Here is a 14,741-nt window from a genome sequence, read left to right as displayed (position 1 = left end):
CTGGGCACCGCCGTGATCTTCTCGGTGCTGTTCAGCCGGATCCCCGACACCATCGCCGCGGCCTTCAAGAACCCGGCGCTCGCGGCGGATCTGCAGCGGTCCGACCATCCTAGAGCCCCGGTGGAGCGCTCTCTCGCCCCGGAACGCGGGACACCGCACCCCGGACGACCGCGAGGCGCCGCCTCCCCGGCCGGACACCGCGGTGAGGGCGGTGTCCGGGCGGCGGAGGCGGCGCCTCGGAGGAGAGGAGCGGAGCGCAGGACGCGGGCCGGTCGGCGCTTCCCGATCAGGCCCGGTGGGCGCCGTGCCCGTCGCGGGGAGGAGCGGTGCGGATCGAGTCCGTCCGGACGTCCGGCTCGATGCTGCCCGCGGCCAGGTCGGCCCCGGCGCGCGCGGCCAGCTGCGGGTCCGTGTCGCGCAGCTCCTCCGCGCTGTCCTCGGCCGCGAGGTCGTGCGCCTCCTGCATGGCCGACTTCGCCCGCAGCGGCGGGGTCCTGAGGAACCACGAGAGGACGAAGGCCAGCAGGACCACGCCCAGCGCGACCTGGAACACGGTCACGGTCGCGTCGTTGAACCCGGTCAGGAACGGGGCCGACAGGGCGCGGTCCGCGGTGTTCAGGAACGACGTGTCCCCGTCGAGCGCGGAGCCGATCGCGGCGGTGTCCTGCGACTGCAGCAGCTTCAGGATCCCGGCGTTGGCCGGGTCCGCGGCGACGGCCGGATCGGTGACGGCCCGCTGCAGATCCGCCGCGAGCGCCGGGTTCTTGAAGGCCGCGGCGATGGTGTCGGGGATCCGGCTGAACAGCACCGAGAAGATCACGGCGGTGCCCAGGGTGCCGCCGATCTGGCGGAAGAACGTGGAGGCGCTGGTCGCGACTCCCATGTTCGCCACGTCGACCGAGTTCTGCGAGGCCAGGGTGAGGGTCTGCATCATCTGCCCGAGCCCGAGGCCCAGCATCAGCATCCCGCCCATCATGAAGATCACCGGCTTGTCGATCGTCACGAAGGTGAAGTAGAAGAACGCGGCCGACATCAGGAACGTGCCGACGATCGGGAAGGCGCGGTAGCGGCCCGTGCGCGAGATGATCTGACCCGAGACGATCGAGGCGATCATCAGGCCGAGGATCATCGGCAGCATCAGGAAGCCGGACTCGGTCGGCGTGGCGCCGTTCACCAGCTGCAGGTACAGCGGGATCGCCATCATGCCGCCGAACATGCCGAAGCCGACGAGGACGCCCAGCACGGTCGCCATCGAGAAGGTCGGCGAGCGGAAGAGCTTGAGGGGGATGAGCGCGTCGTCGCCCATCATCCGCTCGGCCGCGATGAAGCCGATGACGCCCAGCGCGCCGACGATGTAGCAGACCCACGCGATCGGCGAGCCCCAGCCCCACTCGCGGCCCTGCTCGGCGATCAGCAGCAGCGGTCCCGCGGCGATGACGACGAGGGAGGCGCCCCACCAGTCGATCCGCACCGAGCGCTTGCCGGCGGGCTTGGGCAGGTGGAGGAACCGCACGACGATGAAGAGCGCGACGGCGCCGATCGGGAGGTTGATCAGGAAGACCCAGCGCCAGCCGGTGATGAAGAGGATCTCGGGGGTGCCGGCGAGCAGGCCGCCGATGAGCGGTCCGACGACGCTGGAGATCCCGAAGACGGCCAGGAAGTAGCCCTGGTACTTGGCGCGCTCGCGCGGGGGCAGGATGTCGCCCATCACCGTGAGCGCGAGCGACATGAGCCCGCCGGCGCCGAGGCCCTGCACGGCGCGGAAGCCCGCGAGGCCGAGCATCGAGGTCGAGAAGCCGGCGAGCGTCGAGCCGATCAGGAACAGCACGATCGCGATCAGGTAGAGCGGGCGGCGTCCGAAGATGTCGGAGAGCTTGCCGTAGATCGGCGTCGCGATCGTCGAGACGATCAGGTAGGCGGTGGTCACCCACGCCTGCTGCGAGAGGCCGTCGAGGTCGTCCGCGATGGTGCGCATCGAGGTGCCGACGATGGTCTGGTCGAGCGAGGAGAGGAACATCCCCGCCATCAGGCCGAAGATGACGAACAGGATCTGCCGGTGCGACATCACGGCGCCGGACGGCGTCGAGGTCGGAGCGGATGGAGCGGAGGCGGAGTCGGCCACGGTGGTCCCCTTGTCTGGCGGACGCGTCCAGGCACGGCGATCCGCCGCAAACGTTGCGTGCTGCGCAAAGTTACACCGCGTGCGGAGAGCGCGACAGAGCGTCCGGCGAGCCTGAACGGGATCTCAGGGCCGCCGTGCCGGGGCCGTGCATCAGGCCGGAGCGGGGACCGCCTCGTCCGCCCAGCCGGCCTCGCGGAGCGCTGCGCGGGCCTCGGCTCGGGCCGAGTACGGCGTGCGCACGCCGAGGATGTCGCGGTAGTTCTGGTGCCCGGGGCCGGCCCAGAGGATGGCGTCGCCCTCGTGCGCCAGGGACACGGCGACGCGGATGGCGCGCTTGGGGTCGTCGACCTCGTGGATCTCGGCGTCCGGACGTGCGGCGCGGGCGGCCTCGACGAGGGTGCGCCGGATCGAGGCCGGGTCCTCGAAGCGCGGGTGGTGGTCGGTCACGACCAGCACGTCGCTGCCCAGGACGGCGGCTTCGGCCATGGCCGGGCGCTTGAGCGCGTCCCGGTCGCCGTCGGCGCCGAACACCATGACCACGCGGCCGGGAGTGACCTCGCGGACGGCCTCCAGGGTGCGGGCGAAGGCGTCGGCGCTGTGTCCGAAGTCGACGTACACCGTGGGGCCGCGGTCGCCGGAGACGCGCTCGGTGCGGCCGGGGAGGGAGGCGTCCACTCCGCCGTCGCGGTGCAGCGCGGCGCGGATCTCGCCGATCGGCCGACCGGACTCGATCAGCATCACGATCGCCAGTCCGGCGTTGGCGGCCATGTGGGTGCCGATGATCGGGACGGAGGTCGTGATGGCACGGCCCTCGCGGTTGCCGATCCGGAAGCGGGTGCGGCCGAACTCCTGCTCGAGCACCGTCATGGTCCAGTCGGCGTCGACGCCCGGGAGGGAGGTGATCGTGGTGACCGGCACGCCGGCGACCTCGACGAGGCGCGCGCCCGCGGGGGAGTCGAGCGAGACGACGGCCCGGCGCGCGCGATCGGGCTGGAACAGCTGGGCCTTCTCGCCGAAGTAGGTGTCCATGTCGCCGTAGTCGTCGAGGTGGTCGTGGCTGAGGTTCGTGAAGCCGGCGACGTCGAAGACCACGCCGTCGACGCGGTGGCGGGTGAGCGCCTGGGCGCTGACCTCGATCGCGGCCGCGCCGACGCCCTCCTCCTCCATGCGGGCGACGAGCGCGTGCAGCTCCGTCGCCTCCGGGGTGGTCAGGCCGCTGGTCACCGAGGTGTCGCCGATGTGGCGCTCCGCGGTCGAGCTGAGGCCGGGCACGACGCCGAGCTGGCGGAGGATCCCCTCGAGCATGTGGACGGTCGACGTCTTGCCGTTGGTGCCGGTCACGCCGAGCAGCACGGGGGAGCGCTCGGCCGTCCCGTAGACGGCGGCGGCGACGGCGCCCAGGCGGGAGCGGGGGTCGTCGACCACGAGGACGGGCAGACCGGTCGCGCGCGCGGCGTCGGCGCCCGCGGCGTCGGTCAGCACGGCGGAGGCGCCGCGGGCCACGGCCTGCTCGACGAACTCGGCCCCGTGGCGGTTGACCCCGGGCAGGGCGACGAAGAGGTCGCCGGGCTCGACGTCGGAGGCGATCAGCGTCACTCCGCTGATCTCGGCCGTCAGGCCGCCCTCGTCGCCGATCTCGAGCGTCCGAGCGAGGGCGGCGAGAGGGACGGAGGGTGCGGTGAGGGGTCGGAGCATGGGGTCCTTCCATCGACGGCTCCGTGGGGGGCCGTGCAGCCGAGGGGGCGGTCGCACGCGGAGTCGTGGCTGTCACTCAAGCTAGGGGGTCTGCTTATGTGAATCCTTAGAGGATATGCGCGACCCGCGTGGAGGGGCACGGGTGGACAGAACCGATCGCCGGTGCTTCAGCAGATGCGCAGGAACGGGTCTGTCTAGGCTCGGAGGATGACGTCGAACGAGAACGAGCCGACCGATGGGCGCCTCGTCGGCCGCCGAGCCCTGGTCATCGGGGGTGTGGCCGCCGCGGCGGGCCTGACCGCGCTGGGGGTCGGAGCCGCCATCGGGAACGGAGCGCCGGCGCCCTCGCCGACCCCCTCGACGGCGCCGCCCGCTCCGTCGCCCTCCGCGGCCGCGACCACCTCGACGCCCACGGCGGTGCCGACCGCCACTCCCACTCCCACTCCCACCGCCTCCGGGATCGACCTCACCGCGCAGTCCGTCGACGACCCGGCGAGCACCTGGGTCGTCGTCAACAAGCTGCGGACGCTCGCGCCGGTCGACTACGTCCCCGCCGACCTGACCTTCCCCGACGTGCCCTACGTCAACCGGCAGCCGATGCGCCAGGCGACCGCGGACGCCCTCGTCCCGCTCTTCGCCGCCGCCCGCTCCGAGGCCGGCCTCTCGCTGGCGGTGCAGAGCGCCTACCGCTCCTACGACACCCAGGTCAGCGTCTACGCGGGCTGGGTGTCCTCGCGCGGGCAGGCGGGAGCGGATGCGACGAGTGCGCGCCCGGGGCACAGTGAGCACCAGACCGGCTGGGCGGTCGACGTGGTGGGAGCGTCGGGCGCGTGCGCGCTCGAGATCTGCTGGGGCGACACTCCGGAGGGGCAGTGGGTCGGCGCCAACGCCCACCGCTTCGGCTTTCTCGTGCGCTACAAGCCCGACACCACTCCGATCACGGGGTACGAGTCGGAGCCGTACCACCTGCGGTACGTCGGGACCCAGCTCTCCGGGTACCTGCACGACTCCGGCATCGAGACGCTCGAGCGCGCCTTCGGCCTTCCGGATGCGCCCGATTACGCACCCGGGACGTCTTCCTAGGCGGTCTAGCGATCACAGGCGGACACGATCGGGCGTGACACGCGCCGCTCGTTACCGTACTGTTATTCGGAGCGCTTTCGGAGGCCCGTCTTACCGGTCTCCCACCCCCGCCTGGTGACATAGCCGCTTCCCCTGCTCCCGAGCCCGGTCCCCCGCCGAGCCGCCGACCCGTGAGACCTCTCTGTGCCCCCTCGCTCCACTCGCTCCACCCTGCCCGCCGACCACCCCGCGACCCCCGCGCCGACCCCCGGCGCTCCGCTGACCCGCCGCGAGGCCCGCGAGCGCGAGGGCCGCATCCGGCCCGCCGCACCCGCCGCCGCTCCCGCGCAGCCCTCGGCTCCCGCCCCGGTGCACCCCGCCCCGGAGGGATCGTTCTCGTCCCGCCGCGACCGCCGCGAAGCGGAGGGGCACCGGCTCCGCACCGCGCCCGCCCGCCGCGGAGCCTCCTTCTTCCGCCCGTCCCCGCGCACGCTGGCGCTCGCCGTCTCCGGCGGGCTCGTCGTCGTGGCCGTCGCGTCGAGCCTGAGCCTCACCGTCGGCACCGGCTCCTCGGCCGAGTCGGCCACCGCGACGCCCTCCGCTGCTCCGACCTCGACCAGCGTCGCCGTGCTCCCCGCGACCACTGCCTCCGCCCGGGTCGTCCTCAGCTCCGTCTCCACCACCTCCGGCACCGTCGCCGGCGGCACGAGCGTGACGCTCGAGGGATCGAACCTGGACTCGGTCGCCACCGTCCGCTTCGGCGAGGCCGAGGGCAGCGTCGCGGTCGACAACCCCGACCAGATCACGGTCACCGCCCCTCCGGCCGACGGAGAGGCAGCGGGCGAGGTCCCGGTCGCCTTCTTCGACGCCGACGGTCAGGCCATCACGTTCGACGCGGTCACCGACTCCGCCGCGGCGGTCACCGTCGACGGGACCCCGGCCGACGCGGTGCAGCCGGCCGTCGACACGTCGGGCGCCGCGGAGGGCACGACGGCCGAGGCCTCGACCGACCTCGCCGCCCCGACCGCGACCGCCACTCCCAGCCCCGCCGCGACCGGCGTGCTCGCCAGCACGAAGGTCGTCGCCTCGGCGATCACCTTCGCCTACACGCCCGACCCGGCGATCGAGGCCGCGAAGGCCCAGGCCGCGCTGGACGCGAGCCGCCTGGCCTCGCAGCTCGACTACCTCTCCACCTACTGGAACGACTACAACTCGGCCCAGTACGGCGTGATCTCGGGCAACGACTGCGTCAATTTCACCTCGCAGTCGCTGATCGCCCGCGGCTGGGAGATGGACGGCGAGTGGAGCTACTCCTCCTCCGGCGGCTACAGCTCCGCCTGGGCGTCGTCGACAGCGTTCAACGCCTACCTCGCCGCGCACCCCGAGCGCGCGACCGCCATCCCCGACTCCGAGCGGAGCCGGGTGAAGCCGGGCGACATCGTCCAGTTCGACTGGGACGGCTCGGGCGACTGGGACCACACGGGCGTCGTGACCAGCGTCGACGGCGACAGGATCCTCTACTCCTCGCACACCGCCGACAACCACGACCAGAGCATCGACGCGGCCTCCGCCGGCCGGATCATGTTCTGGGGCGTCTGACGCTCGACGCACCCGCTCCACGCACGACGACGGGGCCGCCACCGCTGATGCGGTGACGGTCCCGTCGAGGTTCCGGTCAGATCACTTCTTGAAGACGTCCTTGACGTCCTCGCCGACCTTCTTGGTGTGGGCCTTGGTCTGGTCGGCCTGGCCCTCGGCCTCGAGGCGCTCGTTGTCCGTCAGCTTGCCGACGGCCTCCTTGGCCTTGCCGACCAGGTTCTCGGCTGCGTTGCGGATCTTGTCGTCTGCACCCATGAGGGGCTCCTTCTGTTCGGTGTGACCATCCGCCGGCGGGTGCCGGGGAAGCTGCGGGACCGGGGTCAGGCGACCCGGTCCTCCTTGGAGAAGCCGGCCCGGGCGCTCGAGGCGACCTCGAGCAGGACCGGCAGGCGGGCGCCGAGCAGGGCGTCGAGCGCGTCGACCTCCTGGTGCACGGCGTCGACCACGGTGCGGGGCGAGACGCCGCCGCGGGGGAGGACGCGCACCTTCAGCGCGGTCTCGGAGCCGTGGCGGTAGGCCGCGACCGTGACGTCGAGGAGCTCCGTCCGCCCGGCGAGAGCCGTCTCGAGGACGTCCTCCGCGAAGCCGGTCGCGACCTCGATCCCTCCGGCGGGCGTGCCCTCGGCCTCGTCGCGGAGGACGGTGCCGGTGCGGCCGTGACCGTGGGCGAAGGCCATCACCAGCGCGAGGACGATGCCGAGGAGGCTGATTCCGACGACGGCGTAGAGCGGCCACAGGACGGCGGCATCGCTCCAGGCGGTGCCCTCCTCGGGGGAGAGGCGCGAGACCAGGGCCGCGCCCTCGCCGTCGGCGAAGGAGAGGACGGAGTCGCGGACCGGCTGCGAGACGGCGATCAGGACGGCTCCGGCGCTGACCAGCGCGAGCACGAGGCCCACGACGAGCAGGACGAGCCGGTTGACGAAGCGGTTGCTCGTGGTCATCAGATCCTCCCGGAGGTCGAGACGCGGACGGTGGAGCGCGGGGCGGGCTTCGCGCCGATGCGGGCGAGCTCCTCGTCGACGGCGCTCTGCACGGCGTCGCGGTCGACCGCGATGCCGGAGGCGGGGGTCACCTCGACCAGTGCGGTGCGCCGGCCGAGCGAGGCGCGGGTGTCCTCGCGGCGGGAGTGGGCGGCCGTGCGGGCTGCCCGAGCCAGGGAGGAGGCGATCACGCCGTCGTCCACGACCACGGCGAGGCGGTCGTCGTCCACGGTGTGGCGGGCCCGGGCCCCGGGTGCCAGTGCGAGCACCAGCAGGACCAGGGCGAGGACGCCCGTGCCGACGGCCACGCCGATGAGGGCGGGGTTCGCCAGCGACGCGACTCCGACGATCGCGCCCAGCAGGGCGGACGGTGCGGCGAGCAGGGGCGCGGCGCCGAGGATCGCGAGCACCGCCTCCGTGCCGACGTAGGCCGCGACCAGGGCGATGAGCACCAGGACGACGATCTGCGCGGCGGAGCGGGACTTGTGGGTCTCGCGACGGAGGTAGCGGCTGTAGCGGGTGTCGGGCGCCGACGGTGCGGGGCTCATGCGACTCTCCTCGTGCTTCGGGTGCGGGTGCCCGTGACCCGGATGTCGATCCGGCTGACGGTGCGCCCGGTCAGCGCCTCCATGCGTGAGGCGATGCGGGTGCGGTCGCCGCGCAGGCGCTCGAGCAGGGAGCCGCCGGCCAGGGCGGTGCCCGGCTCGACGACGACCGGCGCGGTCACCGCGAGGGCGAGGCCGCCCCGGTCATCGGAGAGGCGGACGCGGATCGCGGAGACCTCCACGCCCAGCTCCTCGTGGACGATCGCCACGGCGGCGCGTTCGATGGAGCGGACGGTGATGGTGACGGTGCCCGCCACCGGCGATGCGGGACGCGTGTCGAGAGCGGTCACGGTGGGCTCCTAGCGGGAGGTGGTGCGGCCGCGGAACACGTCCACGAGGCTGCGCACGTCGAGGGTGCCGTCGGCGATGCGGGCGATCACGACGCCGAGGGCCATGAAGAGGGCGGTGAGGACGAAGCCCCAGAAGCCGAACATCAGGGCCGCGAAGGCGAGGATCGCGCCGACCACGACACCGAGGACGGTGCTGCGGCCGCCGGGGGCGGTGGGCGCGGGGCGCTGGAAGTCGCTCATCGGACGCGGCTCTCGGTGGCCTCGTCGTCCTTGTCGTCGCCGGGGATGTGCACGTCGACGACGGCGACGTTGATCTCGGAGACGGCCATGCCGACGAGCTCGGTGATGGCCTCGGAGACGGCCGCGCGGACGGAGTCGGCGACCTTCTGCATCGGCACGGGGTACTCGACGACGATTGTCACGTCGGCCGCGACCTGGGTCTCGCCGACCTCGACGCTCACGCCCTGGGCGTGGTCGGCGCCGCCGACCGCCTGGCGGATCGCGCCGAAGGCACGGGCGGCGTTGTTGCCGAGGGCGAAGACGCCGGGCACCTGGCGGGCCGCGATGCCGGCGACCTTGGCCACGACGCTGTCGTCGATGACCGTGGTGCCCTGGGCGGTGCCGGAGGTCCGCGAGCCGCCGAGGCTCGTGACCGTGTCGACGGAGGTCTTGTCGACGCGGGTGGTGGAGGGGGTGCGCGTGGTGTCGCTCATGAGGTCTCCTGGACGTCTCATCGGCTGCCGTTGCTGAGCAGACCGGGGTCGAAGGCCCGGCGGAAATCCGGTCGGGCTGTGCTTTCATGAGTGAGACGGAGCCCGCACAGCGTTCGTCACGGTGCTCGGCGGACTTTTTCCTGAGTGTCACCTGAGAGGCGGCCCGAGGCCGCGTGAGCGGAGAGGGAGGAGGCGCCATGCCCGGACTGGAAGCGGCGAGCGACGCGCTGCTCGCCGAGCGCTCCGCCGAGGGCGACGTGCGCGCCTTCGAGGTGCTCGTCAAGCGGCACCAGTCCATCCTCCGCGCCTACGCCTGGCGCCTCACCGGCTCGCAGGCCGACGCCTCCGACGCCGTGCAGAACGCGCTGATCACGGTCTGGGCGCAGCTCCCGCAGCTCAAGGAGCCGGCGAGCGTGCGCAGCTGGATGATGCGGATCGTCAGCCGCTCCAGCGTCGACCTGCTGCGCCAGCGCCGCCCGACCGACGACGTCGACGCCGTGGAGCATCCCCCGGCCCGAGAGCCCGGCCCGTTCGAGGCCGCCGAGCAGAGCGACGCCATGCGGGCTCTCGCGCACGCCCTGTCCGAGCTGCCGGAGTCGCAGCGGCAGTGCTGGGTGCTGCGCGAGGTCGGCGGGGAGTCGTACAACGAGATCGCCGATCACCTCGGTCTCACGGTGACCGCCGTGCGGGGCAAGCTGGCCCGCGCGCGCGAGTCGCTGGTCGTGGCGATGGAGGACTGGCGATGAGGGAGCAGACGCGATGAACGCGGACCAGGGTCCCGGCGACGGGCCGGAGCGCGCGGGGGAGCACGACGTCGTGCTGCCGCCCGCGCTCGAGCAGGAGGCGGACGCGACGGAGCAGGAGGGCGACGGCATCGGCATCGACGAGCTGAGCGACTACCTCGACCGCGGGCGCACGCCGTACGACCCCGCCATCGAGGAGTCGCCGGAGCACCGGCGCACTCTGCGCGCCCTCGAGCGCGTGCGCGCCCTCTCCGGCGCGCTCATCGACGACGACGCCGCACGTCTGCCCGCGCCGGAGGAGAGCTGGTTCGGCTCGATCCTCACCCAGGTGCGCCGCGAGTCGCGGGCCGGACGCGACATCCCGCTGGCGAGCGTCCAGCCCGACGTGGCGCTCACGATCACCGAGGGAGCGGTCCGCGGACTCGTGCGCGAGGCGGGCGACAGCGTCGCCGGCGTGCTGGTCGGCCGCTGCCGCCTGGTCGGCGACATCGCCGAGCCGGGCGCGGAGGTCGTGGTGGAGCTGACGATCTCGGTCTTCTGGGGGGTGCCGATCGCCGAGGCGGCCCAGCAGGTGCGCGAGCGCGTGCACTCGCGGCTGCTGACCCAGACCGAGCTGCGGGTGTCGAGGATCGACGTCCGCGTGGAGGACGTCTACGTCCCCGGGACGGAGGAGTCGTGAGCGGCCTCGAGGCGGCGGCCCCGGACGATCCGGCGTCCGCGCTCGCTGCGGAGCTGCGCGCCCTGGAGGGCGTCGCGACCCTGATGCCGGCCAGGCCCGAGGTGCGCGACGTGCTCGCGCACGCGGCGACGGCGCTGAGCGCGACCGGGATCGTGGTCGAGCCGCTGGGCACCGCGAGCGGCGGCACGTTCGCCGATCCGGTCCTGGTCCGCGTCGCGGGGGACGAGGTGTCCGTGGCCGTCGACCTCTGCGTGACCGCGGAGGCGTCCGCGCCGGACGTGGCGCGCGCGATCGGAGCCGCGGTGCGCGAGTGGTGCGTCCGGGTGCATCCGGAGCTGCGGCCGCGGGTGACCGTCCGGGTCGCCGCGATCGACTAGCCGGATCCGCTAGCGGGCGCGGCTGTCCGCCGGGCGGGACGCCCCGCCGCGAGGAGCGGAGCCGGGCCGGGCGCTCTCGTGCTTCTTCGGAGTGCACCGTGCCGACCGGAGCGACGGTGCTCCGGGCCGCCCGGGGTCGGTGTCCGCTCCGTCCTCCTTGAGGAGCTTCCCCCTCAGGCGCGCTCGGCGAGGAACGCGTCCGTCTCGGCCGCCGTCGGCGCGGACACCGCCGCTCCGGCGCGGGTGACCGAGATCGCCGCGGCCGCGCTCGCCCAGCGGGTGAGGGCGACCAGCTGCTCCGGATCGTCGAGCCGTGCTCCCGTGGCGGCGAGCCGGGCCGAGAAGGCGCCGCAGAAGGTGTCCCCGGCGCCGGTGGTGTCCACGGCCTCCACCCGGAAGGCCGGGGTGCGCACCGGCTCGCGGTCGCGGACCGCCACGACGACGCCGTCGGAGCCGAGGGTGACCAGCACGAGCGGCACCAGCGCGGTGAGGGCAGCGGCGAGCGCGTCGTCGTCGGCGGCGGTGATGCCGCGATCGGCGGCGAGCTCGCGGGCCTCGTGCTCGTTGACGATCAGCACGTCGAGCACCGCCAGGAGCTCCTCCGGCAGCGGTCCGATCGGGGCGGCGTTCAGGATCGACACCGTGCCGCCGGCGCGCGCGGCGCGGGCCGCCTCTGTCACCGTCGCTGTCGGGATCTCGAGCTGGAGGAGCAGGGCGTCGGCCGCCGCCACCAGGGCCGACTCCTCGGCGGTCAATCCGACCAGGGCGGCGTTCGCTCCGGAGTCGACGACGATCGCGTTCTCCCCGCGCTCGTCCACGGTGATCTGCGCGGTGCCGGTGCGGACGTCGCCGCGGCGGGCGCGCAGCTCCAGCGGCTCCTCGCCGAGGACCGCGGCGAGCCGGTCTCCCGCCGAGTCGCGTCCGAGGCTCGTGACGAAGACGGTGCCGGGCTCGGTCCGTGCGGCCGCGACGGCCTGGTTGAGGCCCTTGCCGCCCGGGAAGGTGCTCGCGTCGAGGGCGAGCACCGTCTCTCCGGGAGCGGGGATGCGGGCGACCCGGTGGACGTGGTCGAGGTTGGCGCTTCCGAGCACGAGGAGGGGCATGCCCTCGACGTTAGAGCACGCGCAAGGGGGTCCGCCGCGGGCTCGGCCGCACCTACGGTGGAGGCATGGAAACTCGAATCCTCGGACGCACCGGCGCCCCCGTCTCCGTCGTCGGCCTCGGAACCTGGCAGCTCGGTGCCGACTGGGGGGACGTCGCCGAGACCGACGCCCTCGCCGTGCTCGACGCCGCAGTGGAGTCGGGGGTGACCCTCTTCGACACCGCCGACGTCTACGGCGACGGCCGCAGCGAGCGGACGATCGGCGCCTACCGCGCGGCGCACCCCGACGCGCAGGTCTTCGTCGCCACCAAGATGGGCCGTCGCGCGGAGCAGATCCCCGCCAACTACGTGCTCGACAACTTCCGCGCCTGGACCGACCGCTCGCGCGCCAACCTCGGCGTCGACACCCTCGATCTGGTGCAGCTGCACTGCCCGCCCACTTCCGTCTACTCCGACGACGCCGTCTACGACGCCCTCGACACTCTCGTCGCCGAGGGCGCGATCGCCGCCTACGGCGTCTCGGTCGAGCGCACGGAGGAGGCGCTGACCGCCATCGCCCGCCCGAACGTCGCGAGCGTCCAGATCATCCTGAACGCGTTCCGCCTCAAGCCGCTCGACGAGGTGCTGCCGGCCGCCCGCGAGGCCGGCGTCGGCATCCTCGCGCGCGTCCCGCTCGCCTCGGGCCTGCTCAGCGGCCGCTACACGACCGAGACCGTGTTCGCGCCGGAGGACCACCGCAGCTACAACCGCGACGGCTCAGCCTTCGACGTCGGCGAGACCTTCTCGGGCGTCGACTTCGCGACCGGCGTGGAGGCCGCGCAGGAGTTCTCCCGCCTCGCCGACGACCACGGCCTCGCCCCCGCGGCGGCCGCGCTCGCCTGGATCATCCAGCAGGAGGGCGTCACCTCGGTGATCCCCGGCGCCCGCTCGCCCGAGCAGGCCCGCGCCAACGCGGCCGCCGCCTCCGCCGCGCCCCTCGGCCCCGCCTTCATGGAGGCCGTGAACGCCCTCTACGACACCCACTTCCGCCCCACCGTCCACCCGCGCTGGTAGCCGGCCCTTTCCTCACCGCCGCTGAGTCACCCGAGAAGGCTCGTTCTCCTGGGCGGGAACGAGCCTTCTCGGGCGACTGAGCGCAGCGCCTAGGAGTTCAGCGCCGCGTCCACGATCGTGCGCGCCTCGGCCTGGACCTCGTGCAGGTGGTCGAGGCCGCGGAAGCTCTCGGCGTAGATCTTGTAGACGTCCTCGGTGCCGGAGGGGCGCGCGGCGAACCAGGCGTCCTCGGTGACGACCTTGACGCCTCCGACGGCCGCGCCGTTGCCGGGCGCCTTCGAGAGCTTCGCGGTGATCTCGGACCCGGCGAGGGTCGTCGCCGCGATCGCGTCGCCGTCCAGCTTGCCGAGGGCCGCCTTCTGCGCCTTCGTCGCCACCGCGTCCACGCGCTCGTAGACCGGGTCGCCGAAGCGCTCGGTCAGCTCGCGGTAGAGCGCCGACGGGCTCTTCCCGGTGACCGCCACGATCTCGGAGGCGAGCAGCGCGAGGAGGATGCCGTCCTTGTCGGTGGTCCAGACGGTGCCGTCGAAGCGGAGGAACGAGGCGCCCGCGGACTCCTCGCCCCCGAAGCCGACCGAGCCGTCGACCAGCCCGGGGACGAACCACTTGAAGCCCACCGGGACCTCCCAGAGGCGCCGGCCCAGCGACTCCGCGACCCGGTCGATGATCGAGGAGGAGACCAGCGTCTTGCCGATCGCCGCGTCCTCGCGCCAGCCGGTGCGGTGGCGGTAGAGGTAGTCGATCGCGACGGCCAGGTAGTGGTTGGGGTTCATCAGCCCGCCGTCGGGGGTGACGATGCCGTGCCGGTCCGCGTCGGCGTCGTTGCCGGTGAGGATGTCGAAGTCGCCGGCGCGCGCGACCACCGAGGCCATCGCGCTGGGGGAGGACGGGTCCATCCGGATCTTGCCGTCCCAGTCGAGGGTCATGAAGCCCCAGGCCGGGTCGACCTCCCCGTTCACCACGGTCAGGTCGAGGCCGTGCATCTCGGCGATCAGCTGCCAGTAGTGCACGGAGGCGCCGCCGAGGGGGTCGGCCCCGATCCGCACGCCGGCCTTCCGGATCGCGTCGAGGTCGATGATGTTCGCCAGGTCCGCGACGTAGTGCGTGCGGTAGTCGTAGGTCTCGACCGCGGAGGGCTCGGCCGAGGTCACGCCGCGGTTGCCGTCGGCGATGAGCTCGTTGGCCCGGTCGGCGATCCAGGTCGTCGCGTCGGAGTCGGCGGGGCCGCCGTGCGGCGGGTTGTACTTGAAGCCGCCGTCGCGGGGCGGGTTGTGCGAGGGGGTGACCACGATGCCGTCGGCCCGGTCGGTGTGCGCGGGGTCGTTGTTGTAGCGGAGGATCGCGTGGCTGAGCGCCGGCGTCGGCACGAAGTCGTCGAACTCGTCCACGAGCACGCGGACCTCGTTGCCCACCAGGACCTCGAGGGCGGTGGTGAGGGCCGGGCGGGAGAGCCCGTGCGTGTCGGCGCCGATGAACAGCGGGCCGGTGATGCCCTGCTCCGTCCGGTACTCGACGATCGCCTGGGTGACGGCGGCGATGTGGTCCTCGTTGAAGGCCGTGTCGAACGAGGATCCGCGGTGGCCCGAGGTGCCGAACACCACCTTCTGAGCCGGGTCGGAGACGTCCGGCTTCTTCTCGTAGTACGCCCTCACGAGGGCCTCGACGTCGATGAGATCGGAGGCCTGTGCCGGCTTCCCTGCGCGATCGGTCATGCGGTCCAT

General features: G+C 73.2%; 16 protein-coding genes. 6 read left to right on the top strand and 10 right to left on the bottom strand.

What is annotated here, in order from left to right; all coding sequences use genetic code 11:
* Positions 1-286: 286 nt before the first annotated feature.
* Together C5C82_RS04935 and C5C82_RS04930 are read right to left on the bottom strand one after the other, a co-directional pair.
* On the bottom strand, positions 287-2,065 hold the full coding sequence (locus C5C82_RS04935; RefSeq protein WP_104292508.1) for an MDR family MFS transporter: 1,779 nt from the start codon (positions 2,063-2,065) through the stop codon (positions 287-289).
* 207 nt (positions 2,066-2,272) lie between these two features.
* Positions 2,273-3,817 carry a Mur ligase family protein gene (locus tag C5C82_RS04930; protein ID WP_104292504.1) on the bottom strand — a complete coding sequence of 515 codons (1,545 nt, stop codon included), beginning with the start codon at positions 3,815-3,817 and terminating at the stop codon, positions 2,273-2,275.
* A 207-nt stretch (positions 3,818-4,024) separates the two neighbouring features.
* Between C5C82_RS04930 and C5C82_RS04925 the strand changes: the two genes are divergently transcribed.
* Positions 4,025-4,900, top strand: a complete 876-nt coding sequence (locus tag C5C82_RS04925) for a D-alanyl-D-alanine carboxypeptidase family protein (protein ID WP_104354702.1) — start codon at positions 4,025-4,027, stop codon at positions 4,898-4,900.
* 183 nt (positions 4,901-5,083) lie between these two features.
* Positions 5,084-6,478 carry an amidase domain-containing protein gene (locus C5C82_RS04920; RefSeq protein WP_104354701.1) on the top strand — a complete coding sequence of 465 codons (1,395 nt, stop codon included), beginning with the start codon at positions 5,084-5,086 and terminating at the stop codon, positions 6,476-6,478.
* Positions 6,479-6,559: 81 nt separating this feature from the next.
* On the opposite strand, the gene C5C82_RS04915 is transcribed toward C5C82_RS04920, so the two are convergent.
* From C5C82_RS04915 to C5C82_RS04890, 6 genes are all read right to left on the bottom strand, one after another.
* Positions 6,560-6,733 carry a CsbD family protein gene (locus C5C82_RS04915; protein WP_104226788.1) on the bottom strand — a complete coding sequence of 58 codons (174 nt, stop codon included), beginning with the start codon at positions 6,731-6,733 and terminating at the stop codon, positions 6,560-6,562.
* 65 nt (positions 6,734-6,798) lie between these two features.
* Positions 6,799-7,419 carry a hypothetical protein gene (locus C5C82_RS04910; RefSeq protein ID WP_104354700.1) on the bottom strand — a complete coding sequence of 207 codons (621 nt, stop codon included), beginning with the start codon at positions 7,417-7,419 and terminating at the stop codon, positions 6,799-6,801.
* On the bottom strand, positions 7,419-8,006 hold the full coding sequence (locus C5C82_RS04905) for a DUF6286 domain-containing protein (protein ID WP_104354699.1): 588 nt from the start codon (positions 8,004-8,006) through the stop codon (positions 7,419-7,421). The genes C5C82_RS04910 and C5C82_RS04905 overlap by 1 nt, the downstream gene beginning before the upstream one ends.
* Positions 8,003-8,353 (bottom strand): hypothetical protein, encoded by a 351-nt coding sequence (locus tag C5C82_RS04900; RefSeq protein ID WP_104233949.1) that lies wholly within the window; start codon positions 8,351-8,353, stop codon positions 8,003-8,005. The genes C5C82_RS04905 and C5C82_RS04900 overlap by 4 nt, the downstream gene beginning before the upstream one ends.
* A 9-nt stretch (positions 8,354-8,362) precedes the next feature.
* Positions 8,363-8,593 (bottom strand): DUF2273 domain-containing protein, encoded by a 231-nt coding sequence (locus C5C82_RS04895; RefSeq protein ID WP_104224954.1) that lies wholly within the window; start codon positions 8,591-8,593, stop codon positions 8,363-8,365.
* Entirely contained in the window at positions 8,590-9,066 is a 477-nt protein-coding gene (locus tag C5C82_RS04890) for an Asp23/Gls24 family envelope stress response protein (RefSeq protein WP_104226785.1), read from the bottom strand. The genes C5C82_RS04895 and C5C82_RS04890 overlap by 4 nt, the downstream gene beginning before the upstream one ends.
* A gap of 197 nt (positions 9,067-9,263) precedes the next feature.
* On the opposite strand from C5C82_RS04890, the gene C5C82_RS04885 reads away from it, so the two are divergent.
* The 3 genes from C5C82_RS04885 to C5C82_RS04875 are packed head-to-tail and all read left to right on the top strand — an operon-like array spanning position 9,264 to position 10,865.
* The gene (locus C5C82_RS04885) at positions 9,264-9,812 is read left to right on the top strand and encodes an RNA polymerase sigma factor (protein WP_104224956.1); all 549 of its coding nucleotides are present in this window, start codon (positions 9,264-9,266) and stop codon (positions 9,810-9,812) included.
* Between the two features lie 13 nt (positions 9,813-9,825).
* On the top strand, positions 9,826-10,488 hold the full coding sequence (locus C5C82_RS04880; protein WP_104233947.1) for an Asp23/Gls24 family envelope stress response protein: 663 nt from the start codon (positions 9,826-9,828) through the stop codon (positions 10,486-10,488).
* Complete coding sequence (locus C5C82_RS04875; protein ID WP_104354698.1) at positions 10,485-10,865, top strand: hypothetical protein; 381 nt, start codon at positions 10,485-10,487, stop codon at positions 10,863-10,865. Before C5C82_RS04880 ends, C5C82_RS04875 begins: the two co-directional genes overlap by 4 nt.
* 173 nt (positions 10,866-11,038) lie before the next feature.
* Here C5C82_RS04875 and C5C82_RS04870 read toward each other — a convergent pair whose 3' ends face one another.
* On the bottom strand, positions 11,039-11,968 hold the full coding sequence (locus tag C5C82_RS04870) for a ribokinase (RefSeq protein ID WP_104292498.1): 930 nt from the start codon (positions 11,966-11,968) through the stop codon (positions 11,039-11,041).
* A 65-nt stretch (positions 11,969-12,033) separates the two neighbouring features.
* Here C5C82_RS04870 and C5C82_RS04865 point away from each other — a divergent pair, with 65 nt between their 5' ends.
* Positions 12,034-13,020 carry an aldo/keto reductase gene (locus C5C82_RS04865; RefSeq protein WP_104226781.1) on the top strand — a complete coding sequence of 329 codons (987 nt, stop codon included), beginning with the start codon at positions 12,034-12,036 and terminating at the stop codon, positions 13,018-13,020.
* 89 nt (positions 13,021-13,109) lie between these two features.
* Here the strand turns inward: C5C82_RS04865 and pgm are convergent, their stop codons facing one another.
* Positions 13,110-14,732 (bottom strand): phosphoglucomutase (alpha-D-glucose-1,6-bisphosphate-dependent), encoded by a 1,623-nt coding sequence (gene pgm / locus C5C82_RS04860; protein WP_104224971.1) that lies wholly within the window; start codon positions 14,730-14,732, stop codon positions 13,110-13,112.
* Between the last annotated feature and the right edge of the window lie 9 nt (positions 14,733-14,741).

It is taken from the genome of Rathayibacter sp. AY1D5, assembly GCF_002932515.1.
Lineage (GTDB): Bacteria > Actinomycetota > Actinomycetes > Actinomycetales > Microbacteriaceae > Rathayibacter.
This window is presented reverse-complemented; position numbering and strand designations above follow the sequence as displayed.